The sequence below is a fragment of the Actinophytocola oryzae genome, from assembly GCF_004364325.1.
Classification (GTDB): domain Bacteria; phylum Actinomycetota; class Actinomycetes; order Mycobacteriales; family Pseudonocardiaceae; genus Actinophytocola; species Actinophytocola oryzae.
In genome coordinates this window covers 748,019-774,436 of sequence record NZ_SOCP01000004.1, presented here as the reverse complement: position 1 = coordinate 774,436, position 26,418 = coordinate 748,019, and the positions used below count along the sequence as shown (strand labels likewise).

Below are 26,418 nucleotides of genomic sequence, written 5' to 3'. Positions count from 1 at the left end.
CTGCCGCGAAACCGGCCACGACCCGCACCACCACGGCCAAGACCACCACCGCGAAGGCCACACCGGCCAAGGCCGCCACCGCCAAGAAGGCCCCCACCGCCGCCAAGGCGACCACCGCCAAGGCGACCACGGCCAAGACCACGGCACGCAAGACCACCCCAGCCAAGACCGCGACAGCGGCGAAAGCCACCCCCGCGAAGAAGACCACCAGCGCGGCCAAACGCACCCCCGCCGCCAAGAAGAAGTAACACGCCACACCGCACCACCACCGAAGGCCGCCACCCCGCGTGGCGGCCTTCAGTGCGATGTGAGGGAGTTCGGACACACAGGAACACTTGACGCACCAGTAGGTGCGTGCCCTCCGCGATCGGCGTTTCGGACTCGTTCGAGTGAAATTGGCGCTTGTGCGGCATGGCGTTGTGCCATCTGCCGAGCGTCGCGGTGGACTGTGACCAGGGTTCGGTAACAGAGCTGATGTCCATGCGAGTGGGAGATTCAGTGGCTGACACGATCACGATCGCAACCGCCGGTCCGAAGGCCGGCTCGAGGTGATCGGCGCTCACGGGAACACGATGCGCCGCGGCAGTTGCCCGCCTGACGCGGAGGCGAGCACGTGAGCCTCGCCATGCTGACGCAGAAGTCGCTGTCGTTGTTCAGCGCGGTCGGCGGTTGGCGCACGGCCGCCGAGTGCGTCCTGTCGAGGGCGCTGTTCCTCGTCACCTACCTGCTCACCGGACAGGTGCCGACCTCGGCACTAATCGCGGCAGGCGGCGGGATCGCGTTGGCCGTGGTGCGGGTGTGCACCGGCGGCAAGGCCTGGCAGCCGGCGATCGGGTTGGTCGTGGTCGGGGTGTCCGCACTGCTGGCCGGGAGTACCGGTCAGGCGGTCGACTTCTACCTCACCTCGGTCCTCCTGCAGGCAGCGGGCGGCGTGCTGTTCCTGGTGTCCCTGCTGGTGCGATGGCCGGTCGTCGGACTGCTGATGAGCACAGTGCGCGGCGAACGGCCCACCTGGCGACACGATCCCCCGCGGCTGCGGCGTTATCAGGTGTGCACGGCGGTGTTCCTGGCCAAGTTCGCCGTCGCCACCGCGGTACTGGTGCCGCTGTACCTTGCCGGAACGGTGATCCCGCTCGGCATCGCCGCCACACTGCTGGGCGGCGCACCCGCGGGCGGCGTCTGCGCCTACCTGTGCTGGCGAATCCTCCGCGAGAACCCACGCACCGCGCATGCCCTCGACGCCATGTCCGCCGGGACGACCGGTCGCGAGACAGACCCGACCGAGCCGAGCGTGTGACCGGGCGTCGGCACGGTGGCGGCGGAGTCGTGCGGGTGGTCACCTGCGGCAGAACGTGATGGAGTCCGGGTTCGGGACGGGGATGGACCTGCCGGTGTCGGTGAGCCTTCCCGTGGCCCGGTCGATGCCGAAGACGTTGACGGTGTTGCTCGCCTCGTTGGCGACGAGCAGCCAGTGGCCGTTCGGGTGGACGGAGAAGCTCCACGGGGTCACGCCAGCGCAGGGCACCCGCTGGATCGGGCGGAGCAGGTGCGTGCGTGGGTCGATGGCGTGGACGACAAGGGAGTTCTCGCCGCGGTTGCCCGTGTAGACGAAGCGACCGGCTACCGCCAGGTCCGAGGCGCTTGTCGTGCCTGTGTGGTCCGGCGCGTTGGTGGGCAGCGTCTGGCGGTGTGTCAGGCCGCCTTCCGGGTGCCAGCGGAGGGTCTGGAGGTCCGCGGTCAGCTCGTTCAGGAGGTAGACGGTACGGCCGTCGGGGTGGAAGGCGACACGTCGTGGGCCAGAACCCGGCGCCGTGCGGTAGGAACCGCCGACGGACAGGGTGCGGGTCGCGCGGTGGAAGGGGTGGACGAACACCTGGTCGGCACCGAAGTCCGCGACCAGGACGAAACGTCCGGTCGGGTCGACCGCCACGTGGTGCGGGTGTGGGCCGTTCTGTCGCGGGTTGGGGCCGGAGCCGGTGTCCTGCGCGACGGACGTCGGCGGGCCCAGCACGCCGGTCCGCGAGATCGGCAGCGCCGCCGTGAGGCCGGCTTCGAAGTTGGCCACCAGGAGGGTGCTCGACGGCCGGTCCACGGCGATGAACGACACGCCGCCCCCGCCCATGCCCGCGCCGCCGGTCGCCACCTCGCCGGTCTTCGTCAGGGTGCCGGTCTGCCGGTCGACGCGGAAGGTGTAGACGACACCGTCTTCCTCCAGCGTTGCCACGTAGAGGATCGGCAGCGTCGGGTGCGGCACCGACCAGTCCGCGTCGGCCACGCCCACCGGGCCGATCGGGGTCAGGTCGCCGCGGACCGGGTCGAACCAGGCGCCGTGGACGTTCTGGCCCTTCCACGTGCCGATGTGGACGAGGTCCCGCGACGGGACGGCGCCCGACGCGCCCGCGAGTACCGGCACGGCCGCGAGTGCGCCCAGAATCGTTCTGCGGGAGGGGTTCTCGGTCATGAGCGGCTCCTGGACGAACGGCGCGTGGCGAGGCCGAGGCGCCTGAGTGCGAACATGTCGAGCTGGGTCAGCACGCCGTTGAGGATCAGCGTGATCGCCATCAGGACGATGAGACCGGCGAACTCGCTCGCGGCGTCGAGGTTCATGGCCGCGGTGAACAGCTCGTGCCCCACTCCCTCGGACGAGGCGATGAACTCCCCGCCGATCACGCCGAGGATGGCCAGCGGGCCACCGGCCTTCAGCGCGGCGAAGAACGGCGCCGCCAGGGTGGGAATCGTGACGTAGCTGAGCACGTGGTGCCTGCGGCCGCCCATCACCTCGATGATCTCCACCAGCTCGCGTTCCCGCAGCCGCAGGCCGAGGTAGATGTTGTAGAAGACCACGAAGGCCACGCCGGTGGCGGCGATGTAGATCTTCGACCAGGAGCCGATCCCGAAGAACAGCACGAACAGCGGCGCGAGCGCGATCTTGGGGACACCGTTGACGGCCGCGACCAGGGGCTCCATCACCCGGCCCGCCAACGGGAACGAGCCGAGCACCAGCCCCAGCACCGTGCCGACCACCACACCGACGCCGAACCCGACCGCGACCTCGAACGACGTCGTCCTGATGTCGATCCACCCGGTCGAGGAGCCGAGCAACCCGCGTAGCGCCTCCCACACCTCGGTGGGTTTGCTGACCGCGTACTCCGGCACCACCGGTCCGCTCATCACCTGCCACAGGACCAGGCAGAGCGCGATCACCGCGAGACGCATCGCCACCACGCCCGGTGTGCCCCACCGGCGGCCGGGCTTCCTCCCGGTCGCGGCCTGCGCCTCGACCGCCGGGGTGTCGGTAGCAGTCACCATTGTCCGCTCCTTCCACGTCACGGCCGTCTCACGACAGGTAGTCGTTGGTCCAGTTGTCGGAGCCGATCGTGGGCGCCTGCTTCATCACGCCGAGCGATTCGATGAACTTCAGCGTCCTGTCCCAGTCCGCTGTGGACATCGCGGCGTCCTTCGGCCACTCGACCTGCTCCAGGCTGGCCTTGACCACCTCGGCAGGCACACCCGGCAACGCCTTGCGTGCCACGGTCTGCACCGACTCGGAGTCGAGGTTCGCGTACATGTAGGCGGTCGCCTGCGCCACCGCCGTGGCGACCTTCCCGGCGACGTCGGCGTGCTCGCTGAGGAACCTGCTGTTGGCGACCACGACCTGGCCGTAGCCCGCCTGCGCCGCCGACCACGCCGGAACCTTGATCGGGTCGGCCACCACGACACCGTCGCCGGAGTCCTGGATGGCCAGCGGAGTGGGCTCCGAGGTGACGAACCAGTCGATCTGACCGCTCTTCATCGCGGTCTTGTCGGCGGCAGGGCTCGGCAGGGACACCCACTTCACCCCGGCGGGATCGACGTCGTACGCCTTCAGGAACAGGCCCGCCTCGGCCTGGGTGTTGGCCGAGCTGGAGCCGCCCGTCGAGCCTGCGAGGGCCTTGGCGACCTTCGCGGCCGGGCTGTCGGAGGTCAACCCGTGGTCCTTCGCGAACGTCGTGCTGACGATGAGGCCGAGCGGGTTCCCGCCGCCGTCCTGGGCGATCGCCACGTGAGGGAGGTGCTTGCCGAGCGCGGACAGGAAGCCGGTCGGGCTCTCGTTGAGGAACTGCACCGAACCCGACTCGAGGGCGGAGGGACCGGTGGCCGCGGTCACGGTCACGTACTTGATCCGCAGGCCCTGCTTCGTGAAGTAGCCGTTGGCCTCCGCCACGCGGAACGGCATGTCGAAGATGTTGCCCGCGACGCCGACGGTGACCGTGCCGTTCGGCTCGGCGCTCGAGCTGTCGCCGCACGCGGTCAGGACGGCCGAGCCGAGCGCCACGGCGGTCGTCAACGCCAGTGCGCGGCGAATCCCACGAGGTGTCATCAGGTGCTCCTGTCGAGTACGAGTGCGTGCCGCGCGGCGGCCACGTGGTGGCGCATCGCGGCGATGGCCGCTTCGGGGTTGCGCGTGACGATGGCGAGCAGGATGGCCTGGTGTTCCTCGAACGAGCCCGCCCTGGGGTGGTGCGCGGTGAGGTTGCGGTACTGGCGCATGACGAGCGGGTACAGCAGGGTGTCGTACGCGCGGGCCAGGGTCTGCTGGTGGGCGGCCGCCTTGACCTGCTGGTGGAAGAGGCGGTTTCCCCGCGAGTACGCGGCCTGGTCGCCACGTGCCTGTGCGTCCGCCATCGCGTCCAGCGTGACGCGCAGCTCGCCGATCTCGTCCTCGGTCGCCCGCTCGGCGGCCTTCCCGGCCAGCGCGGACTCCAGGGTCTCGCGCGCCTCCAGGATGTCCTTGGCCTCTTCCGGCGTGAAGCTGCGTGTCCTGACGCCGCGGTTGACCTCGCTGGTGACGTAGCCCTCCTGCGTCAGGTGCACGAGGACCGCGCGCATCGTGCTGCGCGAGACGTTGAACCTGCTGGTCAGGTCGGCCTCGGTGAGCCGCGTGTTCGGTTCGATACTGCCCGACAGGAGCAGGGCGCGGAGTTCCTCGTACGCCTGGGCGTGCCGGGTGGGGCTGCTGTTGTTGACCTCGGTCATGGCGACTACCTGACCACGCCGAGGCCGGGGTAGAGCCGCCGGGCAGTGCCGGCGAAGATGTCGGCCCGCGCCCGTTCCGGGAGCACGGCCAGGACGGTCCGCGCCAGCTCCACGAGCTCCGGCAGCGACTGCTCGGCCGCCGGGAGGTTGGATCCCCAGGCGATCCGGTCGGCGCCGAACGCCTCGACCACGGGCTGGAGGAACTCGACCGACCTCTCCCCCGCGTCCCGCAGGCGTTCGAGGTTGCGGTGGGTGAGCTTCAGGCGCAGGCCCGGGTTCTTCGCCAGGTCCGCCAGCTCCTCCCCCGCGCGTCCCGGTGACGCGGCGATGTCCGGGTAGCCCAGGTGGTCGAGGAGCACGGTCACCCCCGGGAACTGTTCGAGGACCGCCAACAGGTGCTTGGTCGCCGGTCCCAGCCGCATCTGGAGGCAGACGGTGACGCCCGCTTCCTCGGCCGTGCGCCAGAAGTCGTGGGTCTCGGGTGCGGCGAACCACTCGCCCTGCGTGGGTACCGTGCTCCCGCTGGTGAACAGCCGCACCCCGGCCAGGCCGCCGCCGACCGACTCCAGGAGCCGCGCGCCCGCGTCGGGCCGCAGCGGGTCGAACGTGCCCACGGCGACGAAACGGTCCGGCCAGTGGCCGCGGCTGTCCAGGACGTAGGAGTTGTCGTAGCCGTAGGCCGTGGTGGCCTGGACGAGCACGGCCTGGCGGATGCCTGCCTCGTCCATGCCCGCGACCATGTCCGCCGCGGTGACCGGCCTGGAGGTGGCCCAGTCCGACTGCTTGCCACCGATCGGCGCGCGTGGGTAGGCGGCGAGGTCCGCCGAGATGATGTGGCAGTGCGTGTCGATGATGTCCACAATGGCGTCCGTTTCTCGGGGTCTCAGGCGTCCGGGTAGTCGCCGGTGGCGAAGAGCTGTCCTGGATCGGTGGGGAAGTCCGCGTCGAGCAGGCCCTGCTCCTGGGAGTACCGCACGATCGCGCTCAGGCTCACCTTGTTCGCGCCGACGCCGTACGGGACGGGGTCACCGCCGAGTTGCCGGGCCTGCCTGCCCAGCCGTGGCTGCTGTGTCCATTCGGGATCCTCGGCGAGCTGCCGCCGTTTGCTCTCGGCCAGTGCGGCGTAGAGCGCGGTCGGCAGGTCCGGGTCACGGTCGACCAGTTCGGACCGCAACGCGACCAGCGAGTGGAGCGGGTAGATCCCGGTTCGCAGGTACCAGTCGAGGCCCAGCACCTCGGCGTCGCGGAAGAGCGCGTACGGCTCGCCGCCGGCGGTCGGCTGGTCGGTCGTCGCCGCCCAGTCGGCTCGTGGCGCGCCTGCCCGGCCGGTGCCCGCGTTGCCGGTGAACGCGGCGTCGAGGTCGCCCGCACGCAGCAGCTCACCCAGCGAGCGGCCGTCGGTGACGCGCTCCACATTGGCCGGGGTGTGTCCCTCGACGTGGTCGTCGTCGTCCACCACCCAGGTGATCCTGCCGACGTCCACGCCGTACTCGTTCCGGAGCACTCCCCGCACCCAGACACCGGTGCTGACGGTGTAGGCGCGGACGCCGACCCGGCGGCCCTCCAGGTCGGCGGGGACGCGGATGCCCGAGCCCTCGGCGCACTGGACGTCGCCGTGGTGGAAACGCCGGTTGAGGAACACTGGTACGGCGGTGAGCGGCACACCGGCCTGCCTGGCCATGAGGTAGGAGACCGGCGCCAGCTCGCAGACGTCGAACTCCAGGTCCCTGATCATGCGGCGGTAGGCGCCGATGACCGGGGTGACGTGCACCGGTTCGGTCTCGTACCCGTCGACCGTGACGCGGCCGTCGAGCAGTGCCCGCCCGTGCGGGTACTCGCCGAGGACCACCGACAGCGTGTCCATGTTCTGCCTTTCGTTCGGGTTGCCGCTCAGTGCGCGAGTCGCGACACGGGCACGTCGAGGGCGGCACAGGACGCGGCGACCAGCTCGTCGAAGTCGACCGGCCGGGGCAGCACCTCCTGTTCGAGCGCGTACGCGGCGGCGAGCGTGACCGGGTCGCGCAGGGCGTCGAAGCCCACGGGGTCGGTCAGTTCCCGCAACGCGTCGTAGACGGCGCAGACGGCCGAGGAGTGTTCGCGCGCGGTGGCGACGGTCACGCCGATGACGTGGTTGACGGGGGTGAACCCGGTGCGTGCCGACCACTCCGCGGCGACGTCGTGCGCCTCGGGGATGGCGGTGCGGATGCGTGGGTCGTCGGGGAGTTCGTTGCCCATGATCCCGAAGTCGAGCCGCCCCGCCAGGAAGTCGTCCTGGAGGCGGGCCCCTTCCGGTGCGCGCCGGACCCAGGCCGGGTCCTCGTGGGCGTCGACGTGCCCCGGCTCGTAGACGGTCCAGTCCACCTCGCGCAGGTCCACGCCGTACTGCTCGGTGAGGAAGCCACGCAGCCACACCCCGGTGGTCTGGCTCCAGGACCGGACGCCGACGGTCCTGCCCGCCACGTCCGCCACCGACAGCCCGTCCATGGTCACCAGGGTCTGGTGCTGGGCGCGGGCCAGGGTGGTGACCGGCAGCAGCACCACCGGCCTGTCGTGGGCGACGGCCTGCAGCAGCGTCACGATCGCCAGCTCGGCGATGTCCACGTCCGCGTCGTTCACGAAGCCGCGGGACGCCTTGTGCACCGGGCGCACGTCGAGCCGTTCCAGTTCGGCTCCGGACGCTTCGGCCGCCTTGGTCGCCGCTGCCGCGAGGTCGTCGCGGCCCACTACCAACCTCATGCCTGACTCCTCCTGTGGTGGAAGCGCTCGTGGTGCTGGCGCAGCAGGTCGACGCCGTAGTCGTTGCCGTTCGGGGTGCGGACCACGGTGTGGATGTGCCGCCGCGACGGCACGTCGTTGTCGAACATCACGCCGGCCTGGTGCTCGAACTCGACGAGGATCACCGGGCTGTGCACGCGGTAGTAGAAGACTCCGTCGGGCTCCCCGATCCAGGCGAAGTACGTCTCCGGCTCGTGGGCGAGGACCTCGGCCATCCGGACGCGGGCATGTCCCGCCCCGGCGCGGTTGACGTACAGGCCGAGCAGTTCGGCCGCGGTCGCCCGCTGTCCCGGTGTCAGCTCGCCGAACGGCAGGCCCTCGTAGTTCAGCTCGAAGTTGTCGCGGAAGGCGCCGACGAACAGGTCGGGCGGCAGCTCGTCGGCGATCGTCGCCCTGCCGCGCTGGCGTGTGGTCAGGCTGGTGAACAGCTCCTCGCCGACCGCCTCCTCGCGCCGGAACGCGACCGTGCCCGCGTACTTCCCCGACTTGGCGACCACCGGCTCCGCGCCGAGGAACGTCGGGGTGAGCACCATCCGGTCACCGACGACGACACAGTTGACGTTCACGTGGTGGCCGTCGAGCTGCCAGCCCCACGGACCGCCCCGTTCGGGTTCGCCGTAGACGGTGAACCAGTACAGCCACTCGTTGAGCAGGTCCTCCTCGCCGCGTAGCTCCCCGATCGTCAGGTTGAGGTGCATGAGGTCGAGGACCTGCGCGAAGCCGGCGTCGCTGAGGCTCTCGCGGACGATCCGCAGCGCCAGCCGCCGCCTGGTCTCGTCGAGGTCCTCGAGACACAGGCCGTGGCGCAGGAAGTACCGCGCGCCGTTGGCCCAGTGCCGCCACGTCACGTCGTCCATCGACAGGCGGCCGTCGGCCAGTTCGCCGGGTGTGAGTGCGGCGAGGTAGTCCTCGGCCGCACCACGCATGCCGGTGACGTCGACACCGGTGGCACGCAAGGGAAACAGGCCGGGCCGGAGGCCTTCGGAGCCGGCGACGCCGCGGAACGGCTCGGCCGCCGCACGCCTGCGCCACTCGACCTTCTCGAGCAGCTCGGGTGTCCACACCTCCGGCGGCCGGGTGGGTGCGCTGGGGCGGTGGCGAAGTCCGGTCACGGCCGGCCCGCCTCGGAAACCGGTGCGGTGCCGAGGAAGGCGGTCTCCTCCTCGATCCGGTCGACGTCGACCGGTGAGCGCACGACCTCCTGTTCGAGTGCATAGCCCGCCGCGATCCGCAGGGCCGTGCGCAGTTCGTCGGTCCAGCCGGCGGCGACCACCCGCCCGGCCGGTGAGTCGTCGCGTTCCCCCGCGGTGACCGCGATCGACTCGCACATGGCCCGGTAGAACGCGGTCACCGCCTCGGGAGCGGAACGGAGGACGTCGTCACGCACAACGACCAGGTGGTTGACCGGGATCGTGCCGTGGCGTGCCAGCCACGCCTGCCCGGCGGCGTGGGCGTCCTCGATGACGGGGACGAGTTCGACGTGCTGTGTGCGGAGCGCGAGGGGGCCGAGAACCGCGGCGGTCACCTCGCGCTCGCGCAGGAGATCGGCGACCGTCGTCCGGTCGGACCGGTGGACGTTGGCGGGCTCCCGGTACTGCGCGACGTGCGGTTCCTCCGTGGTCACCCAGGTGACGTCCGACGGTGCGACGCCGTGGTCCTCGGCCAGGATGCCGCGTACCCACAGGCCGGTCGTCTGGCTGTAGGCACGCACCCCGACCCGTTCGCCCACGAGGTCTCGCGGCGCGATCGGCGGGCCGTCGGCCAGGCGGGTGAGGGACTGGTGGTGGGTGTTCCCGACCATCACGACCGGCAGCAGGGTGACCGGCACGCCTGCCTCGCGGGCCTGGAAGTACGTGGCCAGCGCCAGCTCGCAGACGTCGTAGTCCAGGGTCCTGACCATTCGGGCGAACGCCGGGTAGAGCGGGGTCGCCGTCCCGAACCGGCAGTCCACGCCCTGGACGGGGATCGTGCCGTCCTTCAGCGGCCGGGTGTGCGGGTAGTTGCCGAGCAGGATCGACAGCGCGGTCGTCACACGTCCTCCCCGTACTGCAGGCGGCGGTAGGGGACGCTCAGGACGTTCCTGGTGATGCGGACGTCGATCACGGTGGGCCGCGGAGCACGTACGTACTCCGCCAGCGCGGCCCGCAGCTCGGCGACATCGCGGACGGTCGCGCCACCGCCGCCGAGTGCCTGTGCCACGGCGCCCAGCTCGGGCGTGGGGATCAGCGCGAGGTCCGGGTCCAGGCCCTTGGCCTTCGACTTGTGGTACTCGGCGCCGAGCCCCTCGTCATTCATGACGACCACGAGGATCGGCAGGTCGTAGCGACAGGCGGTCTCGAACTCCGACAGGTGCATGAGGAAGCTGGCGTCGCCCTCCACCACGAAGGCGGGGCGGCCCCCGTTGGCGACGATGGCGCCGATGGTCAGCAGCGGGGCCTGGCCGATGGCGCCGAACATGCCGTAGTTCGACAGGACGTCCCGGGAGCGCTGGAAGAGCATGGTGCCGAAGTCGGTCTGGTGGCCGCTGCCGAGCACCAGCCCGATCTCCCCCGGCAGCGCCGCGTCCAGGACGTGGATGGCCTCGCGCGGGTCCAGCCGGCCGGGCTCGCTCTCGTACTGCTCCGGCGGCTGGAGCGCGGCGGTCAGCCTGCGGCGCACGTCGTCGGTGTGGAAGCCCTCGACCCGTACGGACAGCGCGGCGGACAGCTCGTCGAGGGCGGAGCGCGCGTCCGCCTGGACGTAGCAGTCCGCGGCCCTTCCGTTACCCATGACCAGGTGCGGGGCGGTGTCGATCTGCACGTACCGCGCGTCGGGGAACAGGTAACCGTGTTCGGTGGTGTAGTGGTTCAGGCTCGCGCCCACCGCGAGCACGCAGTCGGCCTCCTGGAGCAGCTCCATCGCCACCCTGCTGCCGAACAGCCCCGAGATCCCCACGTGGTACTCGGTGCGGTCGCACAGCCAGTTCTTCGCCTGCAGTGTGGTGGCGAGCAACGCGCCGGTCTGCTCCTGCAGGCGCAGGATCGCCTCGCCCGCTCCGGACCTCCGCGCACCGCGCCCGGCGATGACCACCACACGCTTGCTCGCCGCGACGATGCCCGCCGCCTGCTCGATGCGGGCCGGGTCGGGCACCAGCCGGGAGGTGGTGATCAGCTCGGTCGAGGCCAGGTAGGGCCCGGGGTCCTCGACGTCCTGCTGCTGGACGTCGATGGGCGCGCTGATCATCACCGGCCGCGACTGCGTGCGGGCGAGGTAGAAGGCCCGCTGCACGACCTCGTTGGCGAGATCGGGCCGGGACAGGTGGACGAACTCGCACTCGACGGCCGCCGCGAACCGGCGCTGGTCGAGGTACTGCACGGCCTCCTGGTCGCCCCAGGCCGTCTCGCCGCAGAACGCCACGAGCGGGGTGCGTGCCCGGCTCGCCACGATCATCGAGGTGGCCAGCTGCGCGACGCCGGGCCCGCTGGTCGTGGTCACCACACCCGGCCGGCCGGCGGTCCGCGCCCAGCCGTCGGCCATGCCGAGGCCGGAGCCCTCGTGGCGCACCTCGAACAGCCGCACCCCGCGCCGGGCGAGGCCGTTCATCCAGTGCATGTTGGCGTCGCCCATCATGCCGAACACGTCGGTGGTGCCCTCGCTGACGAACGCCTGGGCCAGAGCCTCGTGGACCTTCACCGCCGGGCCCCTTCCGCGAGCACGGTGGCGAGCCGCCCGAACACCCGCAGCGCGTTGCCGCCGTACACCGCTTCCCGGTCGGCGTCGGTGAGCGTGTCGATGGAGTCGAGGAGGTGGCGCGTGTCGTCGAACCCGTGCCCGGTCTCCGGGTCCACGCCGCGGACGGCGCCGATCATCTCCGAGGCGAAGAGGATGTTCTGCGCGGGAATCACGTCGACCAGCAGCTGCATCCCGCGCTGGTGGTACACGCAGGTGTCGAAGAAGACGTTGCCCAGCAACGATTCCTCCAGTGGTGGCCGACCGCGGTCCTGCACGAACCCCCGGTACCGGCCCCAGTGGTAGGGAACCGCGCCACCGCCGTGGGGCAGGATCAGTTTCAGCGTCGGGAAGTCCGTGAACAGGTCCGACTGGCACAGCTGCATGAACACCGCGGTGTCACCGTTGAGGTAGTGCGCGCACGTGCCCTGCAGCGCGGGGTTGCGGGACATCGCGACGTGGACCATCGCGGGGACGTCCAGCTCGACCATCTTCTCGTAGAGCGGGTAGTAGACGCGGTCGGTCAGCGGCGGCGCCTGCCAGAAGCCGTCTGACGGGTCCGGGTTGAGCAGGCAGCCGACGAACCCCAGCTCCTCGACGCAACGCTGTAGCTCGGCGGCGCTGCGATGCACGGACGACGCCAACGCGTCGCCGGGTGACTGGGGAAGCTGGCACACGCCGACGAACCGGCCGGGGAACAGCTCACACACCCGGCTGATCAGGTTGTTGCTGACCTCGGACCACACGAGACTGGTCTGCTCGTCGCCGAAGTGGTGGGCCATCTTTCCCGCCCCTGGCGAGAACAGTGCCACGTCGATGCCGCGCTCCTGCTGGAGCCTGAGCTGTCCCTGCTCGATGGCGGTCCTGATCTCGTCGTCGCTGATGTGGAGTTCGGCGGCGGGCACCCGGGCGCCCGACTCCTCGAAGGCGCGGATCTGCCGTTCGCGCCACCGCCCGAGCGCGGGTGGGGCCGTGGTGAAGTGGCCGTGACAGTCGATGAGCATGCGGGATCTCCCGAAGGTTTGGCGGGTGTCAGTCGCGGCCGGTCAGGGTCCGGCCCAGTTCGAGGCCCGGATAGCCGCGCACCGGCATGGTCATCAGGAAGCGGTAGCCGTCGGCCAGGACCTGTTTGACGTTGTCGGCCGTCACGTGCGGGTGACCCACGGCGACTCCGCGCGCGGCGCAGACGTCGAGGATGCGGCGCTTGCACTCGAGCATGCGCGGGTGGTCGTACTGTCGTGGCACGCCCAGTTCCTGGCTCATGTCGCCCTCGCCGACGACGACCAGGCCGATGCCCGGCACCTGGTCGAGGATGTCGGGCAGGTTCTCGATGCCGAGCTGGTCCTCGATCATGAGCGCCACCAGGATCTCCCCGTTCGGGTCGAGTGGCCAGACGTCGCTCTTGGCGTAGTACTCGGCGTTCGTCACGCCCCAGTAGCGGGCGGCGGCGGCCGGGCTGTCACCGCGCAGGCCTGCGGGCTCGAAGCGGGGCCGGTCGGGAAGCCGGGGGTAGCGGCAGGCCGCGACCGCGTTGTACGCCTCGTCGACCCGGGAGATGTGCGGCCACACGATGCCGTACGCACCGAGGTCGAGCGCCTGCTTGGCGTGCCACTGCGACTTTTCGCCGCCGTTGGCCGGGATCCGGACCAGCGGGGTGACCGAGGGCGCCACGCTGGTCGCGTCGAAGATCCGTCGTCTGTCCAAAAGGTACTGCAGGCTGTCGCGGAGTGCGGGGACGTCCCAGGGTTTGTGCTCGGCCTCGAACACCAGGCCGTCGTAGTCGGTGGTGGCGAACTCCAGTGCGGCGGCGGGATCGGGTGCCACGAAGGACGCGAAGGCGTGCTGTCCCGTCTCCAGCGCGCCGATCACGCTATTGAGCCGTGCCACTGCCGACCTCCTCCATCGGTTCTGTGCGACGCAGTACCCGGCGCAGCCACGTGCGGCACCGGGACAGCCAACCCACCCGGGGTGGTGGGGTGGGACCCGCGCACTTCTCGACCAGCTTCGCCGCGAAGTCCTTCGTCATCCTGGCCACGACGGCGCCCGCCCCCGACTCGACCAGCGAGGCGAGCCTGCCGGAGAGGACGATCTCGCCGGTCATGACCACCCGCGTGCCGCCGGCGTCCTCGAGCACGCGGAAGGTGGCCCCACCGTGGAAGCGGGTGGCGCCCTGCCCGTCGCCGCCACGGGCCGACAGGCGTCCCTCGAACTCGTTCAGCGTCAGGGAGATCCGGGCGGCGAACCGGACTCGGAGCGCACCGAACCGGACCACCAGGGAGCCGTCGAAGGACCCGTCGTCGTGGGCCGCGCCGAGTTCGGCGCCGCTGATGCACGACACGACGTCCGATGGGTTCGAGACGACCTCCCAGACCCGGGCCGGCGGGCTCGGGACGGAGATCTCCTCCGTGATCGTTATCAACGCGGCGGCCCTTCCTCACACGGCGTCGGACAGGTCGATCTCCGACTTGAAGAGACTCCAGAGATCGTTGTATATCTCGGAGAACTCGCGCGACTCGACGAGTGTGCCGATGTTGCGCGGGCGTTCGAAGGGGACCTGCAGCACACGGCGTACCGTGCCGGGTCCCCTGGACATCACGACGACCTCGTCGGCGAGGTAGATGGCCTCGTTGAGGTCGTGGGTGACGAACACGAGCGTGCCCTGCTGCTCCTCCCACAGGTTGAGCAGCTCCTGCTGCAGCTTGAGCCTGGTGATGGCGTCGAGCGGGCCGAACGGCTCGTCCATGAGCACGATGGACGGGTCGTAGATGAGCGCCCGCGCGATCGAGCAGCGTTTCTGCATGCCGCCGGACAGCTCGCGGGGGTAGTGGTCCTCGAAGCCGGTGAGGCCCACGACCTTGATCCAGTGGGCGATGCGCTCGTCGCGTTCCCGCCTCGGCACGTTGCGGAACTTCAGCGCCAGGCCGATGTTCGACCGGACACTGAGCCACGGCAACAGGTTCGCCTTCTGGGTCACGTACGCCGCGTGGGAGTTGACCGCGGTGACGGGCTCGCCGTCGAAGTAGACCCCGCCCCGGGTCGGCGCCAGCAGGCCGGCGGCCAGGTTGAGGATCGTGCTCTTGCCGCACCCGCTGGGCCCGATCACGGCGACGAACCTGCGCCGCGCGACCCGGAGCGAGATGTCCTCGATGGCCGGTTGGTGCGCGCCGGGGAACTCCAGGGTCACGTTCTCGAAGCGGAGTGCGTCCGGCCCGAGGTCACGCTCGTTGGTCGACACCTTCGTCTCCCCGTATTCCGCCAAACAGATTGTCCAACAACTTCAGCACGACCGTAACATCGCCACTTCGCCTCCACAAGGACACCCTGTGGGAATTATGCCTCTGTATCTTGGATTCCTCGCGTTACGACGGTTGCAGACTGCTTCCCCCGCTGTTACGGTCGCCAGTAGTTGTTAGACAATCTTTGTGTGCACCCTCCGATGGCGAAGGGATCAGGTACAACGATGTCCCCCGAGATGAGGCGCCGAACGTTCCTGGCGACCGGCGCGGCCGCCGGTGCCGCGTCCTTCCTGCCAGGTCCCTTCGCCGTGGCCGCCGCGGGCGCGGGCAAGAAGGGCGTCATGCTGATGAACCGGATCGGACCGTCCTCGTCCACTGTGTACATCGCGAACGCGGACGGCTCCAACGAACGCCCGCTCCTCCAGGACCGCGCGTTCGACCGGCACGCCTGCGTCTCCGCCGACGGCAGGACGCTGGTCTTCACCTCGGAACGGTCAGGCGACGGCAACTCCTGCCTCTACCGGGCCGACATCAACGGCTCCGGCCAGGCGGTCGGCGTGCGGCCGCTCGTGACCGGTCCGGCGGTGAACGACAGTGCCGCCCTGTCGCCGGACGGGAACACGCTGGCCTTCATGTCCACGCGGTCGGCGGACCACAGGGCACAGATCTGGCTGCTCGACCTGCGCAGCGGGCGGCTGACCAACCTGACCGGCACCGCGGCGCTGGCGGGCGACCCGAACAGCCCCGACTGCCACTTCCAGCCATCGTGGTCACCCGACGGCAGGTGGATCGCCTTCTCCAGCGACCGCAACACGAGCTGGCGGGGCCACGACGACGGCCGCGGCTGGGAACACACCCAGGAGCTGAGCGTCTACGCCATCCGACCGGACGGCACCGGCTTCCGGCAGGTCGCGACCAGGCCGGGGTACTGCCTCGGCTCGCCGAGGTGGTCACCGGACGGCAGCCGGATCGTCTTCTACGAGATCACCACCGAGGGCACCTGGGGCGCACACCGGCCGGAGGCCGTCGGGACGGTCGTGTCGCAGATCGTGTCGGTCGACTTCGCGACCGGCACCGACCGCGTCGAGCACACCTCCGGGCCCAACCTGAAGGTCGCGCCGCAGTACGTGAGCGCCACCGAGATCGGCTACCTGGTCAAGGGCGGCCCGGACGAGGGCCTCGCGTACGTCTCGGGCACCCGGCCCGCGCTGCGGCGGTCACTGCGCTCGCCGGTCTGGACCCCGGACGGCAGGTCGGTGGTCTACGAGAGGACCGACCGGACCCCACGTGCGCTCGACACGCCGCTCTACAACTGGGACCCGGACTGGGAGTACCGCTTCAGCGACGTGTTCCCCGTCCTGTCGAGGCAGGGCCGCCTCGCGTTCACGGAGAAGCAGACCGGGGCCGCGCACTCCTCGATCGTGACCATGAAGCCGAACGGCTCGGACCGCCGGGTCGTCTTCGACACGGACAACAGCGGCCTCGACCCCACGCTCGTCGCGCACGGCCTGGCGGGGGCGTTCCGGCCGGCGTGGTCGCCAGACGGGCAGTGGATCGCCTTCGGTCTGGGCGGCTGGTTCCAGCAACGTGCGGTGAGCAAGGCCGCGGTGATGCGGGTGCGCAGCGACGGCTCCACCTGGGAGGCACTCACGGACGACTCGACGAACGCGGGTTTCCCGAGCTACTCGGCGGACGGCAACCAGCTCGTCTACCGCGTGTGGGGCCAGGCGAACGGCCTGCGCGTCCTGGATCTCACGACCGGCGCGACACGCGTGCTCACCACCGAGTCGGACAACCTGCCCGACTGGTCGCCCGACGGCAGGCTGATCCTCTTCACCCGCCGCACGAGCGTGACCAACTTCGACGTCTGCACCATCCGCCCCGACGGAACCGGCCTGCGCGTCCTGACCACCAGCGGCGCGAACGACGGCCACGCGGTCTGGAGCGCGGACGGGCGCATCCTGTACAACAGCGGAATGTACGGGTTCCGTGAGGAAGCGGCGCTCTACGACGACACTTTCCAGCCGTACGGGCAGATCTTCAGCATGAACGCGGACGGCACCAACAGGAAGCCGCTGACGGACAGCCAGTGGGAGGACTCGATGCCGCTCTTCCTCCCGCAGGCCGTCCTGTCCTGACTCGACCTTCGCGCCCGCTCGTGGCGCGGTTGGCTGTCATTCCCGGGAATCGGGGCCGAAGCCCATTCGGTAGGCGTAGCTGACCGCCTGGGCCCGGTCGCGTGCGCCGATCTTGGCCAGCAGGTGGTTCACGTGGGTCTTCACCGTGGCCTTGCCGACCACCAGGCGGGTCGCGATCTCGGAGTTGGTGAGGCCTGCCGCGATGTGGGTCAGGACCTCGGCTTCCCGTGGGGTCAGGCCGTCGGGCAGCGACGGTTTCCCCGGCTCGGCCTCGGTGGTCGCGATCGCCGCGACCAGGTGGTGTTGTACCGCGGGGTCGATCGCCGACTCGCCCTGTGCCACCCGGCGCAGGGCGTCGTGGATCGCCGTCGCGCCCGCGTCCTTGGTCAGGTAACCGCGGGCGCCTGCGCGGAGGGCGTCCAGTACCGAGCGGTCGTCGGCGTAGGTCGTGAGTGCCACGACGTGGATGCCGGGTTCGTCGCGGAGGCGGCGGGTTGCCTCGACGCCGTCGCAACGGGGCATGCCAAGGTCCATCAGGACCACGTCCGGGCGATGCTCGCGTGCCAGTGCCACCGCCTCCTCGCCGTCGGCGGCCGTGCCCACCACCTCGACCCCCTCCAGCAGGTCGAGCAACAGCACCAGCCCGTCGCGGACCACGCGCTGGTCGTCGGCTATCAGGACGCGGACGGTCATGTCGGCAGCCACAGCGTCACCAGGAAACCCGAGTCGGTGGGGCCGGCCGACAGGGTGCCGCCCAGCAGCTCGGCCCGTTCACGCATGCCCGTGATCCCGTAGCCGTCGTCGGCCCCGGCGTCGGCGGGTGCCGTGCCGCCGTAGTCCCGCACCGTGAGCCGGGTGCCGTCGGGGTCGTAGCCGAGGCGGACGTCGATGCGGGACGGTGCCGCGTGTTTCGCCGCGTTCGTCATGGCCTCCTGCGCCACGCGGAACAGGGTCAGCCGCGCCTGCGCGGTCAGCCGGCGTGGGGTTCCGGTGACCGCCAGCTCGGCCGGGATGCCGGTGTCCTCGCGGAACCGGTCCACGAGGAACGGCAGTCGTTCCGGGCCGGGGAGGTCCTCGTCCCGGAGGGTGCCGATTGCCTGGCGGGCCTCACGCAGTCCTGAGTTCGCCAGGTGGTGGGCACGGTCCACTGTGTCCCGTAGGCGCGGGTCCACCGATTCGTCCGCCGCGAGCAGTTTCGCCCCTTCCAGGTGCAGCAGCAGCCCCGACAGCGAATGCGCCAGCACGTCGTGCATCTCCCGCGCCAGCCGCTGGCGTTCGGCGAGGGTCGCGGCGTGCAGTTGCGCCGCGCGGCTCTGTTCCAGCTCGGCCAGGAGGTGTTCGGCCTGGTCGGTCCTGGCACGCAGCCGGGCGGCGAACAGCCCGACGCGGTAGAACGCAGCCGCGCCCAGCACGTTGACCGCGACCGTGGCCAGTGGCAGGTGTGCGCCGAGGAAACCCGCGCACGCCAACGACAACAGGGTCACGGCCACCGCGATCCGACCGAGGCGTTGCGGGAACCTGGTCGCGGCGCCCGCGGTGACCAGTCCGGTGAGGAAGCCCGGGCCGGTCGGCGCGAACCACGCCAGGGTCGTCGAGCCGGCCAGCATCACCACGAACAGCGCCGACAGCACGGGTAACGGCACCGGCGCCCGGCCCGGTGACGGCCTGGTGAGCACGACGGCCGCACACACGACGACCGCGATCACCGTCAGCGCCAGCGGCGTCCCGGTCCCTCGCGACCAGGCGCCCGGCACAGTGTGGAGCCCCAGTGCCAGCACCGCCGTCAGGGCCCCGACGCCCGCCAGCCGTTGCCACGGGAGCGTGGACACGGCTCGCCACCGGGCGGCGGCTGAGAGCTTGGCGGGCATGCTGACCAGCATAAACAGTTCCGGTGTCGATGGCGTCCACCCCGGGGTTGAGTCCACCGTGGCTCCGTCTCCACCCGTGAGAGGAGCACCGTTTTCAACCCGTGCTCCGACGACGGAACGGGGTGCCGAGCGGCATCGTTGTCCCCGGTCCGCCCGCTCGGGGCAGGGCCGCGAAGGGAGGGAAAGATGAACACGTCGACGGGTCCCCGCGCCGGATTGTGGCGCAAGGTCGGACCCAGCGTCGTCATCAGTGCGGTGGTGCCCCTTGTCGTCTACACGTGGCTACGTCCGCACACGGGCAGCGATGCGACGGCGTTACTCGTCGCGGCCGCGGTCCCGACGGCGTTCACACTGGGGAAGCTCGCCGTGCGCAGGCGCCTGGACCCGATCGGGCTGGTCGCGGTGTGCTGCTTCGCCGTCGCCGCACTCGTGTTCTTCGCGACCGGCGGCAACACAGTCGTGCTGAAGCTGCACGAGGCGGTGGTGACCGGTCCGTTGGGGTTGGTGTGCCTGGCTTCCGTCGCGATCGGGAAACCGTTGCACCAGGTCGTGTTACGGCTGGTCGCCCGCCGCAGTCCCGGTATGGACAGGCCTCTGGACACACCGGGCAGCCGGCGCGCGTCGAACACGATCACCGGCATCGTGGGAGCGACTCTGGTGCTCCACGCCCTCGTACTGCTCGCGCTGGCGGTGTCCCTGCCGACGCAGACGTATCTCGAGGTGTCGCGCCCGATCGGCCTGGCCGTGATCGCCGTCGGTGTCGGTTCGCTGTTCTGGTACCGCAACCACGGCCAGGGCGCCTTGGCCACAACGCGGCGAGCGGGACGATGACAGGACGGTACGGTGCGCGTGTGACGACCACCGACGACCGGTCCTTCCCCGCCGCGCTGGCCGCGTTGGACGGCATCGAGTTCCCGTTCGAGGACGGGCCGGGGAGCATCGACTACGAGCCGTACGGCGAGTTCGACTCCGCGGAGAAGACGACCGAGTGGCTGCGGTTGTGGACCGGCAACGAGGACCTCGACGGCGACGCGTTCCGGGTGTTCGCGCAGGACGGCACCGGCGGTCTGGTCGCGAGCTGGCTGGTCCGGCCCGGCCGCCCGCCGGCCGACCAACCCGTCGTGTTCTTCGGCTCGGAAGGCGAGACCGGCGTCGTCGCGGGCAGTCTCGGGGAGTTCCTGTGGCTGCTGGCCGGTGGCGTCGGCCCGATGGAGGCGGTCGAGTTCGGCTCGGAGCAGGGTGAGCCCCACGCGGCGCTGCGTGCCGTTGCCGAGGAGCACTCCGGGATCGAGCCGCGCACTCCCGCCGACGTGCTCGCGGCGGCGCGGGCCGAGTTCCCCGACTTCTCCGACATGGTCAGCTCGTGGTGCCGGTAGGCGCGGTGAGCGTGCCGGCCTGAGATGTACACGTCAGGGTGAACGACCCGCATCGGTCAGGTGGTTTGGGTTGCCTGCTCTCGCTTCGAGTACGGCCGGGCACTATCTACTTGGGATCATGGAACCCCGTGGTGCACGCAGTCTCGGTAGACGCTCGTTCCTCACGGCGGCGGGGCTTGCCGCCGCCGCGCCTGCTGCCGGCGGGCTGCTGGCTCCCGGTGTGGCCGCCGCCGCGCCTGCCGTCCTGCCCGGTGTCAAGGCCGTGCCCGACGACGCACGCTGGCAGACCTGCCTGCGGCTGGCCCGCGAGCTGCTCCTCGTCGGCCCGAACGGCGAGGACCTGAAACTGGAGTACCTCAGGGTACTGCTCGACGACGGGCTGCCCCGGACTACCAGCCCCAAGAAGGTGCTCGTGGTCGGGGCGGGCATCGCCGGGCTCGTGTCGGCGCTCCTGCTGCGGCGGGCCGGTCACCAGGTGACGGTGGTCGAGGCCAACGGGAGCCGGGTCGGCGGGCGTGTCAAGACGTTCCGGCGCGGGCCGGAGAGCGACGCGGCGCCGTTCGCCGACGAGCGCCAGTACGCGGAGGCCGGGGCGATGCGGCTGCCCGACTTCCACCCGCTCACGCTGGGCCTGATCGACCACCTCGGGCTTCGGCGCAGGCTGTTCTACAACGTCGACGTCAAGCCGGGCACCGGGACCGACGTCGTCCCTCCGGTGGTCTACCGGTCCTTCACCGGGGTCGAGTGGCGCAACGGGCCGGACCAGCCCGGGTTCCGGCCGCCGGAGCAGGCCATGCGGACCTGGATCCACACCAACGGCCAGCTGGTGCGCCGCGCCGACTACGCGCAGGATCCCGGCCCGATCAACGGAGGTTTCGGGGTTCCCGGCGCCCAGGCGGCCGCGACGGCGGGCGCGACCCTCGACCGGGCGCTCGACCCGGTGCGGGACTACTACTCGACGGCCACCGCCGACGGCCGGGTCGACAAGCCGATGGCTGAGTGGGTCGACGGCTGGGCCAAGGTCATCTACGACTTCGACAACTACTCGATGGGGGGCTTCCTCACCGACCACCTCGGCCTCGACGAACGCACGGTCGACGCGATCGGCACGATCGAGAACCTCACCTCGCGCATACCGCTGTCCTTCATGCACAGCTTCCTCACCCGCAGCCTCGTCAGCAACCAGGCCACCTACTGGGAGATCGAGGGCGGCACCGCCGAACTGCCCTACGCCCTGGTCGGCGAGCTCGGCGACGACCTGCGGATGAACCGGCGCATGACCCGCCTCCACTACTGGACACCAGAAACCGACGGCGAGTCACCGCACGTCCGTGAGGACGGCCCCCGCGTGTGGGTGGAGACGGTCAGCGAGACCGGCGCCACCGACTCCGTCTCGGGGACACCCGGTGAGACCGAGACCTTCACCGCCGACGTCGCCATCGTGACCGTGCCGTTCACAGCACTGCGCCACGTCGAGACCTCCCCCATGTTCTCCTACGGCAAGCGCCGCGCGGTCATGGAGCTGCACTACGACTCCGCGACCAAGGTGCTGCTGGAGTTCAGCAGGCGGTGGTGGGAGTTCACCGAGGACGACTGGCGCCGCGAGCTGGACGCGATCGAACCCGGGCTGTACGAGCAGTACGACGGCGAGGCCGCGGGCACGGTCGGTGGCGGATCGGTGACCGACAACCCGAACCGCTTCGTCTACTTCCCGTCGCACCCCGTCGCGGGCAGCGACGGCGGTGTGGTCCTCGCCAGCTACAGCTGGGCCGCGGACGCGTCCCGGTGGGACTCCCTGCACGACGACGAGCGCTACGCCTACGCCATGCGCGGGATGCAGGCGTTGTACGGCAAGCGGATCGAGGCGTTCTTCACCGGCAGGGGCCAGACGCAGAGCTGGCTGCGCAACCGCTACGCGCTCGGTGAGGCCGCGGTGTTCACGCCGAGGCAGTTCACCGAGCTGCACCCGTCGATCACGACGTCGGAGGGGCCGGTGCACTTCGCGGGCGAGCACACGTCGCTGAAGCACTCGTGGATCGAGGGGGCGCTCGAGTCGGCGGTCCGGGTCGCGCTGGAGGTGAACGAACGGCGGTGAGCCCGACGCGGGTGGCCCGCGATCGCGGGCCACCCGCTGCTAGTCGGTGACCGAGAAGTCCGTGAACTGGAACGTGGCGGGCTTGCCGCCCGTGGACACGACCTCGGCGCCGAAGCAGATCTGGCCCAGTGTCGAGTTCGACTGCACGTGGCCGTTCTTGACCAGGTAGTCCAGGAACGCCCTGAGGTCCAGCGTCCCCCTGGTCAGCGTGTGGGAGGGGACGAACGCCAGGTACTCGTTGTCGTCCGTGGCGTACAGGTCCCACGTCGTCCCGCTGAACGACAGGCCGCCGGCCACCCGGTCCCCCGCCGGGCTCTGGTGGAAGTTGTCCGTCCAGATCATGACCTCGCGGTTGCCCGGCACGCCGTTGAGCCAGATGTCGTACGCGACGTTGTAGATGCCCGTGTGCGGGCTCGTGGCCGCGAACGTCGAGGTCAGCCGGGAGTACTGGCTGAGCGGCGGCTCCTTGCCCGTGTCCCAGTCGTGGTAGTCCTTGTGGACGTTCGGGTAGGTCTTCACGGCGCCGTCACCGTTGTCGTCGTCCGCGGTCGTCGTCACCGACCAGTTCGCGGCCGAGCACGCCGCGAGCTTCTGCGACACCTTGTAGTCGGACGCGTTCCACATGTTGTTCTGCACGTAGTAGTCGCCGTCGCTCCAGCCGTCGTCTGCCTCGGACGTCGAGAACGCCGGTTTGGCGCAGTTCGCCGCCGCCGGGGTGACGGCCGCGGCGGGTGGCGCCTTCGCGGTGGTCGTCGTGGTCGGCACGGCGGTGGTGGTGGTCGTCGTCGTGGTGGGTGGCGCGCTCGTGGTCGTGGTCGTCGTCCGGGTGGTGGGGCGGGTGGTCGGGGTCGCGGCCACGTCGTCGACGTGCCAGGAGAGGGCCGCGGTCGTCACGAGCAGGCCCACCATCGCCAGTGCCGCACCGATCACGGTCGCGATGCCGAGTCGGCTCATCTGGCGCATCTTCATCAAGGTCGCATCTCCCGGGCTCCGCGTAGAGGCCCTGATCCCAACTCGGGTAACCGCGGTTTTCAAAGCCCATGTGACCTGCGCCACCCAAATAAGGGGATGGGGTCAACGCGTGGTTACGCAGCGATCGCCAGGCAGTCCCGTACGGCCGCGGTGAGCAGGTTGGACCGGTCGTCGGCCGGGCCCCGCATCCGCGTCGTCACGTAGCCGAACCCGGCCCGCAGCGCGGGGTCGGCGAACGCGAGGTGACCACCCGCGCCGTCGTGGCCGAAGCTCACGTCCGTCAGCATCCGCCTGGTCGGCGGCGAGTTCAGCAGGAAACCGGTCCCCCACCGGCGGCCCGCGTACGGCGGCCCGTACACCTCCTGGCCCTCCGACCGGACCACCAGCGCGTCCGCCACCGACGTCGGCGCCAGCAGCCTCCCGCCGTCCACCTCGGACACGCACGCCGCGTACACCCTGGCCAGGTCGCGTGCCGTGCTGATGAGCCCGGCACCGGGCAGACCCGCCGCACGCACGGCGGGTTCGTTGAACACCACGTTGCCGTCGTCGTCGGCGGGGAACGGGAACGCGCCGCACATCGTCCTGGCCCGCGCGTTCACCGGGTGCACCGGGATCGCGCGCTCGGCCTCCGGCGCGGCCAGCGTCCACGCGACCGACTCGCGTTCCGGGTCCGGCAGTCCCAGCCACGTCCGCATGCCCAGCGGCTCCGCGAGCTCCCCGGCCACCAGCCTGCCCGGGGTGCGGCCGGTGGCCCTGCGCAGGACCTCGCCGACGAGCCAGCCGAAGCTCATCGTGTGGTAGCTGTGCGCGGTTCCCGGTGCCCACAGGGGTTTCTGGCGTGCCAGCGCACGCACCACCGGCGACCACGCCAGCACGTCGGCCATCGTCAGGTCCCTGTCGACGACCGGCAGGCCCACGCGGTGCGAGAACAGCCAGCGGACCGGGACGTCGTCCTTGCCCTCCTGCCCGAACTCGGGCCAGTAGCGGGCGACCGGTGCGTCCAGGTCCAGCTCCCCGCGCTGCACCGCGAGGTACGCGCAGATCGTCAGCAGTCCCTTGGTGCACGAGAAGACCGACGTCGTCGTGTCGGCGGTCCACGGCCTGCCGGTCCGCGTGTCCGCGACACCCGCCCACAGGTCGACCACCGTCCGGCCGTCCAGCACCAGCGCGACCGCCGCGCCGCTCTCCCCCCGGTGCGCGAACAGGTCTGCGAACACGTCGGCCACCCGGCCGAACCCACGGGCGGCGACACCGTGCACGGTCACCGAAGTCACGATCGCGTCCTCTCTCGACGGTTGCGGAAAGCATGGCGGTGCGCGGTTAGCGGACGGTTAGCCAACCGGTGGTTAACCGGGGTGCCGGATGCTCGCGTGGTCCACGGGACCCGAGGAACGGAGACGTCGTGCTACTCGGAGACGGTCTGGTGATCGCCGCTGCGACGACCTGGCTCCCGCCGGGACGGGAGACCGTCGCGGACGCGATCGCCGAAGGGAAGGTCAAACCCGAACGCGCGGCGGACCTCGCCCTGACCGCCGTGCCCGCCGGTGACGTGCCCGCGCCGGAGCTGGCCGCACGTGCCGCCGAGGCCGCGCTGACCCGCGCAGGCGTCCCGCGTGAGCGCGTCGGGCTGCTCGTGCACGCCTGGATCTACCACCAGGGCCACGACCTGTGGTCACCGGCGCACTACGTCGCCGACCGGGCCGGGGTCGGCGCTGCCCTGCCGGTCGGGCTGTACCAGCTGTGCAACGGCGGTGCCGGCGCGCTCGCCGTCGCCGCCACCCACCTCCTCGCCGACCCCGGCCTGGACACGGCGCTGGTCACGACCGGTGACCGCTTCGCGCCACCCGGTTTCGACCGCTGGACGAGTGACTACTCGGTCGCGTACGGGGACGGCGGCACGGCCGTGGTCCTGCGGCGCGGTCCCGCGCACGCGGGTGACCTGGTGCTCCTCGGGCTCGCACAGGCGAGTGCGCCCGAGTTCGAGACCATGTACCGGGGGCGGGACGAGTTCAGCCCCGCACCCCGCTGGCACTCCGACCGGGTCGACGCCCGCCGTGCCAAGAAGGCGTTCCTCGCCGAGAAGGGCATCGACCGGTTCAACGCCGTGAGCGCGGACCGGATCCGGCGCGTGGTCACGGACGCGCTGTCCGGCACCGGGATCGCGCCGACCGACCCCAGAATCCGTTACATCGCACTGCCCCGCCTCGCCGACAGCTCGCTGGACGCCTCGTACGTGCCCGTGCTCGACGGCTGGGTGCCGGGGAAGCTGATCTCGCCACGCGAGCACAGCGGCCACCTCGGCGCGGGTGACACCGCCGCCAACCTCGCCCACCTGCACGACAACCGGCTCCTCGACCGGGGCGAGGTGGCACTCGTGCTCCTGAGCGGCGGCGGCTTCTCCTGGTCCTGCGCGGTGGTCACCGTCGCGTGATCGGTCAGCCGACCCGCCCAACGGCCAGGACGTTGCCCTCGCTCACGTAGGTGTCCTGGCTCCGCAACGGGTTGCGGTGGTCGGCCGGGTCCAGCAGCGGCTCCCACGCCCCCGGCACGCCCAGTGCGGGCGCCCGCGTCGCGGCACTCGCGAAGGAAGGCCCGTAGTACGCCAGCTCCTCGGCCGACAGCGGGGCGACGTGTTCGGACAGGACGGTCGACTGGACGACGTCCGCGAGTCCGGCCTCCCGCAGCCACCGGTACAGGTCGCGGGTGCGCAGGAGGCGTGCCGCGTAGCCGGGCGTCGCGCCGGCGGCACGGAAGAAGTCGGTGAGCAGGAACGGGTCGCCGGGCCGGACGGTCACGAGGGTGGCGTCCAGGTCCTTCACCGCGACCAGCCCGCCCGTGCGGACGACCCTGCGCAGCTCGGCCAGCGCCGTCCGCAGCTCGCCGTCGCCGAGGCACTGGGTCAGGTTCGCGCACCACGCCACGTCGAACGACCCGTCGGGGTAGGGCAGGGAGAGGACACTGCCCCGGTCCACGTCGACCGGGCACGGCAGGGCGGCGGTGCGGTGCGCGGCCTGCTCGACGTTCTCCCGCACGAGGTCGAGTCCCGTGACGCGGCCGTCCGGGCCGACCAGCCCGGTCAGCGCGGGCAGGAACGAACCGGTGCCGCAGCCCGCGTCGAGCACGGAGTCTCCCGGGCGGATACCGACCCGGCCAAGGAGGTCGAGGTAGGTCGCGCGGCAGGCGGCGAAGTGCGCGTCGGCGGTCGTGGCTCGGGTGAAGCCGAGGACGGGCATG

26 protein-coding genes are annotated in these 26,418 nt (G+C 70.9%); 7 read left to right on the top strand and 19 right to left on the bottom strand.

What is annotated here, in order from left to right; genetic code table 11:
• Positions 1-248 (top strand): hypothetical protein (locus CLV71_RS14620; RefSeq protein WP_208297550.1); only part of this gene is annotated, 248 nt, incomplete at its 5' end.
• A gap of 365 nt (positions 249-613) precedes the next feature.
• Positions 614-1,297, top strand: coding sequence for a DUF3159 domain-containing protein (locus CLV71_RS14615; RefSeq protein ID WP_133903227.1), 684 nt, complete (start codon positions 614-616; stop codon positions 1,295-1,297).
• A 39-nt stretch (positions 1,298-1,336) separates the two neighbouring features.
• Here CLV71_RS14615 and CLV71_RS14610 read toward each other — a convergent pair whose 3' ends face one another.
• The 14 genes from CLV71_RS14610 to CLV71_RS14545 are packed head-to-tail and all read right to left on the bottom strand — an operon-like array spanning position 1,337 to position 14,734.
• The gene (locus CLV71_RS14610) at positions 1,337-2,461 is read right to left on the bottom strand and encodes a lactonase family protein (RefSeq protein ID WP_133903226.1); all 1,125 of its coding nucleotides are present in this window, start codon (positions 2,459-2,461) and stop codon (positions 1,337-1,339) included.
• Positions 2,458-3,309: an ABC transporter permease gene (locus tag CLV71_RS14605; RefSeq protein WP_133903225.1), complete on the bottom strand. Its 852-nt coding sequence runs from the start codon at positions 3,307-3,309 to the stop codon at positions 2,458-2,460. The genes CLV71_RS14610 and CLV71_RS14605 overlap by 4 nt, the downstream gene beginning before the upstream one ends.
• Before the next feature lie 28 nt (positions 3,310-3,337).
• Positions 3,338-4,360, bottom strand: coding sequence for an ABC transporter substrate-binding protein (locus tag CLV71_RS14600; protein WP_133903224.1), 1,023 nt, complete (start codon positions 4,358-4,360; stop codon positions 3,338-3,340).
• Positions 4,360-5,016 (bottom strand): GntR family transcriptional regulator, encoded by a 657-nt coding sequence (locus CLV71_RS14595; RefSeq protein WP_133903223.1) that lies wholly within the window; start codon positions 5,014-5,016, stop codon positions 4,360-4,362. The genes CLV71_RS14600 and CLV71_RS14595 overlap by 1 nt, the downstream gene beginning before the upstream one ends.
• Positions 5,017-5,021: 5 nt before the next feature.
• A complete protein-coding gene (locus CLV71_RS14590) occupies positions 5,022-5,876 on the bottom strand; it encodes an amidohydrolase family protein (protein ID WP_133903222.1) in 855 nt (284 codons plus the stop codon).
• Positions 5,877-5,899: 23 nt separating this feature from the next.
• Positions 5,900-6,880, bottom strand: a complete 981-nt coding sequence (locus CLV71_RS14585) for a substrate-binding domain-containing protein (protein WP_133903221.1) — start codon at positions 6,878-6,880, stop codon at positions 5,900-5,902.
• Between the two features lie 26 nt (positions 6,881-6,906).
• The gene (locus CLV71_RS14580; RefSeq protein ID WP_133903220.1) at positions 6,907-7,752 is read right to left on the bottom strand and encodes a substrate-binding domain-containing protein; all 846 of its coding nucleotides are present in this window, start codon (positions 7,750-7,752) and stop codon (positions 6,907-6,909) included.
• Positions 7,749-8,903 carry a DUF3500 domain-containing protein gene (locus CLV71_RS14575; protein WP_133903219.1) on the bottom strand — a complete coding sequence of 385 codons (1,155 nt, stop codon included), beginning with the start codon at positions 8,901-8,903 and terminating at the stop codon, positions 7,749-7,751. Before CLV71_RS14575 ends, CLV71_RS14580 begins: the two co-directional genes overlap by 4 nt.
• Entirely contained in the window at positions 8,900-9,823 is a 924-nt protein-coding gene (locus CLV71_RS14570; protein WP_133903218.1) for a substrate-binding domain-containing protein, read from the bottom strand. Before CLV71_RS14570 ends, CLV71_RS14575 begins: the two co-directional genes overlap by 4 nt.
• Positions 9,820-11,463: a thiamine pyrophosphate-binding protein gene (locus tag CLV71_RS14565; protein WP_133903217.1), complete on the bottom strand. Its 1,644-nt coding sequence runs from the start codon at positions 11,461-11,463 to the stop codon at positions 9,820-9,822. Before CLV71_RS14565 ends, CLV71_RS14570 begins: the two co-directional genes overlap by 4 nt.
• Positions 11,460-12,503 carry an amidohydrolase family protein gene (locus tag CLV71_RS14560; protein WP_133903216.1) on the bottom strand — a complete coding sequence of 348 codons (1,044 nt, stop codon included), beginning with the start codon at positions 12,501-12,503 and terminating at the stop codon, positions 11,460-11,462. The genes CLV71_RS14565 and CLV71_RS14560 overlap by 4 nt, the downstream gene beginning before the upstream one ends.
• Before the next feature lie 28 nt (positions 12,504-12,531).
• Entirely contained in the window at positions 12,532-13,386 is an 855-nt protein-coding gene (locus CLV71_RS14555) for an HpcH/HpaI aldolase family protein (RefSeq protein WP_133903215.1), read from the bottom strand.
• Positions 13,370-13,918 (bottom strand): SRPBCC domain-containing protein, encoded by a 549-nt coding sequence (locus tag CLV71_RS14550; RefSeq protein WP_133903214.1) that lies wholly within the window; start codon positions 13,916-13,918, stop codon positions 13,370-13,372. The genes CLV71_RS14555 and CLV71_RS14550 overlap by 17 nt, the downstream gene beginning before the upstream one ends.
• A 15-nt stretch (positions 13,919-13,933) precedes the next feature.
• Complete coding sequence (locus CLV71_RS14545; protein ID WP_133903213.1) at positions 13,934-14,734, bottom strand: ABC transporter ATP-binding protein; 801 nt, start codon at positions 14,732-14,734, stop codon at positions 13,934-13,936.
• 237 nt (positions 14,735-14,971) lie between these two features.
• Here CLV71_RS14545 and CLV71_RS14540 point away from each other — a divergent pair, with 237 nt between their 5' ends.
• Positions 14,972-16,873 carry a PD40 domain-containing protein gene (locus CLV71_RS14540; protein ID WP_133903212.1) on the top strand — a complete coding sequence of 634 codons (1,902 nt, stop codon included), beginning with the start codon at positions 14,972-14,974 and terminating at the stop codon, positions 16,871-16,873.
• A 36-nt stretch (positions 16,874-16,909) separates the two neighbouring features.
• Here the strand turns inward: CLV71_RS14540 and CLV71_RS14535 are convergent, their stop codons facing one another.
• On the bottom strand, positions 16,910-17,566 hold the full coding sequence (locus tag CLV71_RS14535) for a response regulator (protein ID WP_133903306.1): 657 nt from the start codon (positions 17,564-17,566) through the stop codon (positions 16,910-16,912).
• A complete protein-coding gene (locus CLV71_RS14530) occupies positions 17,563-18,741 on the bottom strand; it encodes a sensor histidine kinase (protein WP_133903211.1) in 1,179 nt (392 codons plus the stop codon). The genes CLV71_RS14535 and CLV71_RS14530 overlap by 4 nt, the downstream gene beginning before the upstream one ends.
• 186 nt (positions 18,742-18,927) lie before the next feature.
• Here CLV71_RS14530 and CLV71_RS14525 point away from each other — a divergent pair, with 186 nt between their 5' ends.
• The 3 genes from CLV71_RS14525 to CLV71_RS14515 all read left to right on the top strand — a co-directional run bounded on the left by CLV71_RS14525 (position 18,928) and on the right by CLV71_RS14515 (position 22,212).
• Positions 18,928-19,572 carry a VC0807 family protein gene (locus CLV71_RS14525; RefSeq protein ID WP_133903210.1) on the top strand — a complete coding sequence of 215 codons (645 nt, stop codon included), beginning with the start codon at positions 18,928-18,930 and terminating at the stop codon, positions 19,570-19,572.
• Positions 19,573-19,592: 20 nt separating this feature from the next.
• The gene (locus tag CLV71_RS14520) at positions 19,593-20,117 is read left to right on the top strand and encodes an SMI1/KNR4 family protein (RefSeq protein WP_208297549.1); all 525 of its coding nucleotides are present in this window, start codon (positions 19,593-19,595) and stop codon (positions 20,115-20,117) included.
• Positions 20,118-20,235: 118 nt separating this feature from the next.
• Positions 20,236-22,212: a flavin monoamine oxidase family protein gene (locus CLV71_RS14515; RefSeq protein ID WP_133903208.1), complete on the top strand. Its 1,977-nt coding sequence runs from the start codon at positions 20,236-20,238 to the stop codon at positions 22,210-22,212.
• Positions 22,213-22,251: 39 nt separating this feature from the next.
• On the opposite strand, the gene CLV71_RS14510 is transcribed toward CLV71_RS14515, so the two are convergent.
• Entirely contained in the window at positions 22,252-23,166 is a 915-nt protein-coding gene (locus CLV71_RS14510) for a GH12 family glycosyl hydrolase domain-containing protein (RefSeq protein ID WP_243866438.1), read from the bottom strand.
• Positions 23,167-23,297: 131 nt separating this feature from the next.
• Positions 23,298-24,458 carry a serine hydrolase domain-containing protein gene (locus tag CLV71_RS14505; protein ID WP_208297548.1) on the bottom strand — a complete coding sequence of 387 codons (1,161 nt, stop codon included), beginning with the start codon at positions 24,456-24,458 and terminating at the stop codon, positions 23,298-23,300.
• 128 nt (positions 24,459-24,586) lie between these two features.
• Between CLV71_RS14505 and CLV71_RS14500 the strand changes: the two genes are divergently transcribed.
• Positions 24,587-25,615 (top strand): beta-ketoacyl-[acyl-carrier-protein] synthase family protein, encoded by a 1,029-nt coding sequence (locus CLV71_RS14500; protein ID WP_133903207.1) that lies wholly within the window; start codon positions 24,587-24,589, stop codon positions 25,613-25,615.
• A gap of 4 nt (positions 25,616-25,619) precedes the next feature.
• On the opposite strand, the gene CLV71_RS14495 is transcribed toward CLV71_RS14500, so the two are convergent.
• Positions 25,620-26,417 carry a class I SAM-dependent methyltransferase gene (locus CLV71_RS14495; RefSeq protein WP_133903206.1) on the bottom strand — a complete coding sequence of 266 codons (798 nt, stop codon included), beginning with the start codon at positions 26,415-26,417 and terminating at the stop codon, positions 25,620-25,622.
• Position 26,418: the final 1 nt, after the last annotated feature.

What these genes read in the sequence shown, in the direction of transcription:
- CLV71_RS14560 (WP_133903216.1), bottom strand. Translation starts at nt 12,503, where the DNA reads ATGCTCATCGACTGTCACGGCCACTTCACCACGGCCCCACCCGCGCTC.
- CLV71_RS14510 (WP_243866438.1), bottom strand. Translation starts at nt 23,166, where the DNA reads ATGAGCCGACTCGGCATCGCGACCGTGATCGGTGCGGCACTGGCGATG.
- CLV71_RS14515 (WP_133903208.1), top strand. Translation starts at nt 20,236, where the DNA reads ATGGAACCCCGTGGTGCACGCAGTCTCGGTAGACGCTCGTTCCTCACG.
- CLV71_RS14600 (WP_133903224.1), bottom strand. Translation starts at nt 4,360, where the DNA reads ATGACACCTCGTGGGATTCGCCGCGCACTGGCGTTGACGACCGCCGTG.
- CLV71_RS14580 (WP_133903220.1), bottom strand. Translation starts at nt 7,752, where the DNA reads ATGAGGTTGGTAGTGGGCCGCGACGACCTCGCGGCAGCGGCGACCAAG.
- CLV71_RS14585 (WP_133903221.1), bottom strand. Translation starts at nt 6,880, where the DNA reads ATGGACACGCTGTCGGTGGTCCTCGGCGAGTACCCGCACGGGCGGGCA.
- CLV71_RS14530 (WP_133903211.1), bottom strand. Translation starts at nt 18,741, where the DNA reads ATGCCCGCCAAGCTCTCAGCCGCCGCCCGGTGGCGAGCCGTGTCCACG.
- CLV71_RS14535 (WP_133903306.1), bottom strand. Translation starts at nt 17,566, where the DNA reads ATGACCGTCCGCGTCCTGATAGCCGACGACCAGCGCGTGGTCCGCGAC.
- CLV71_RS14605 (WP_133903225.1), bottom strand. Translation starts at nt 3,309, where the DNA reads ATGGTGACTGCTACCGACACCCCGGCGGTCGAGGCGCAGGCCGCGACC.
- CLV71_RS14540 (WP_133903212.1), top strand. Translation starts at nt 14,972, where the DNA reads ATGAGGCGCCGAACGTTCCTGGCGACCGGCGCGGCCGCCGGTGCCGCG.
- CLV71_RS14595 (WP_133903223.1), bottom strand. Translation starts at nt 5,016, where the DNA reads ATGACCGAGGTCAACAACAGCAGCCCCACCCGGCACGCCCAGGCGTAC.
- CLV71_RS14610 (WP_133903226.1), bottom strand. Translation starts at nt 2,461, where the DNA reads ATGACCGAGAACCCCTCCCGCAGAACGATTCTGGGCGCACTCGCGGCC.
- CLV71_RS14495 (WP_133903206.1), bottom strand. Translation starts at nt 26,417, where the DNA reads ATGCCCGTCCTCGGCTTCACCCGAGCCACGACCGCCGACGCGCACTTC.
- CLV71_RS14525 (WP_133903210.1), top strand. Translation starts at nt 18,928, where the DNA reads ATGAACACGTCGACGGGTCCCCGCGCCGGATTGTGGCGCAAGGTCGGA.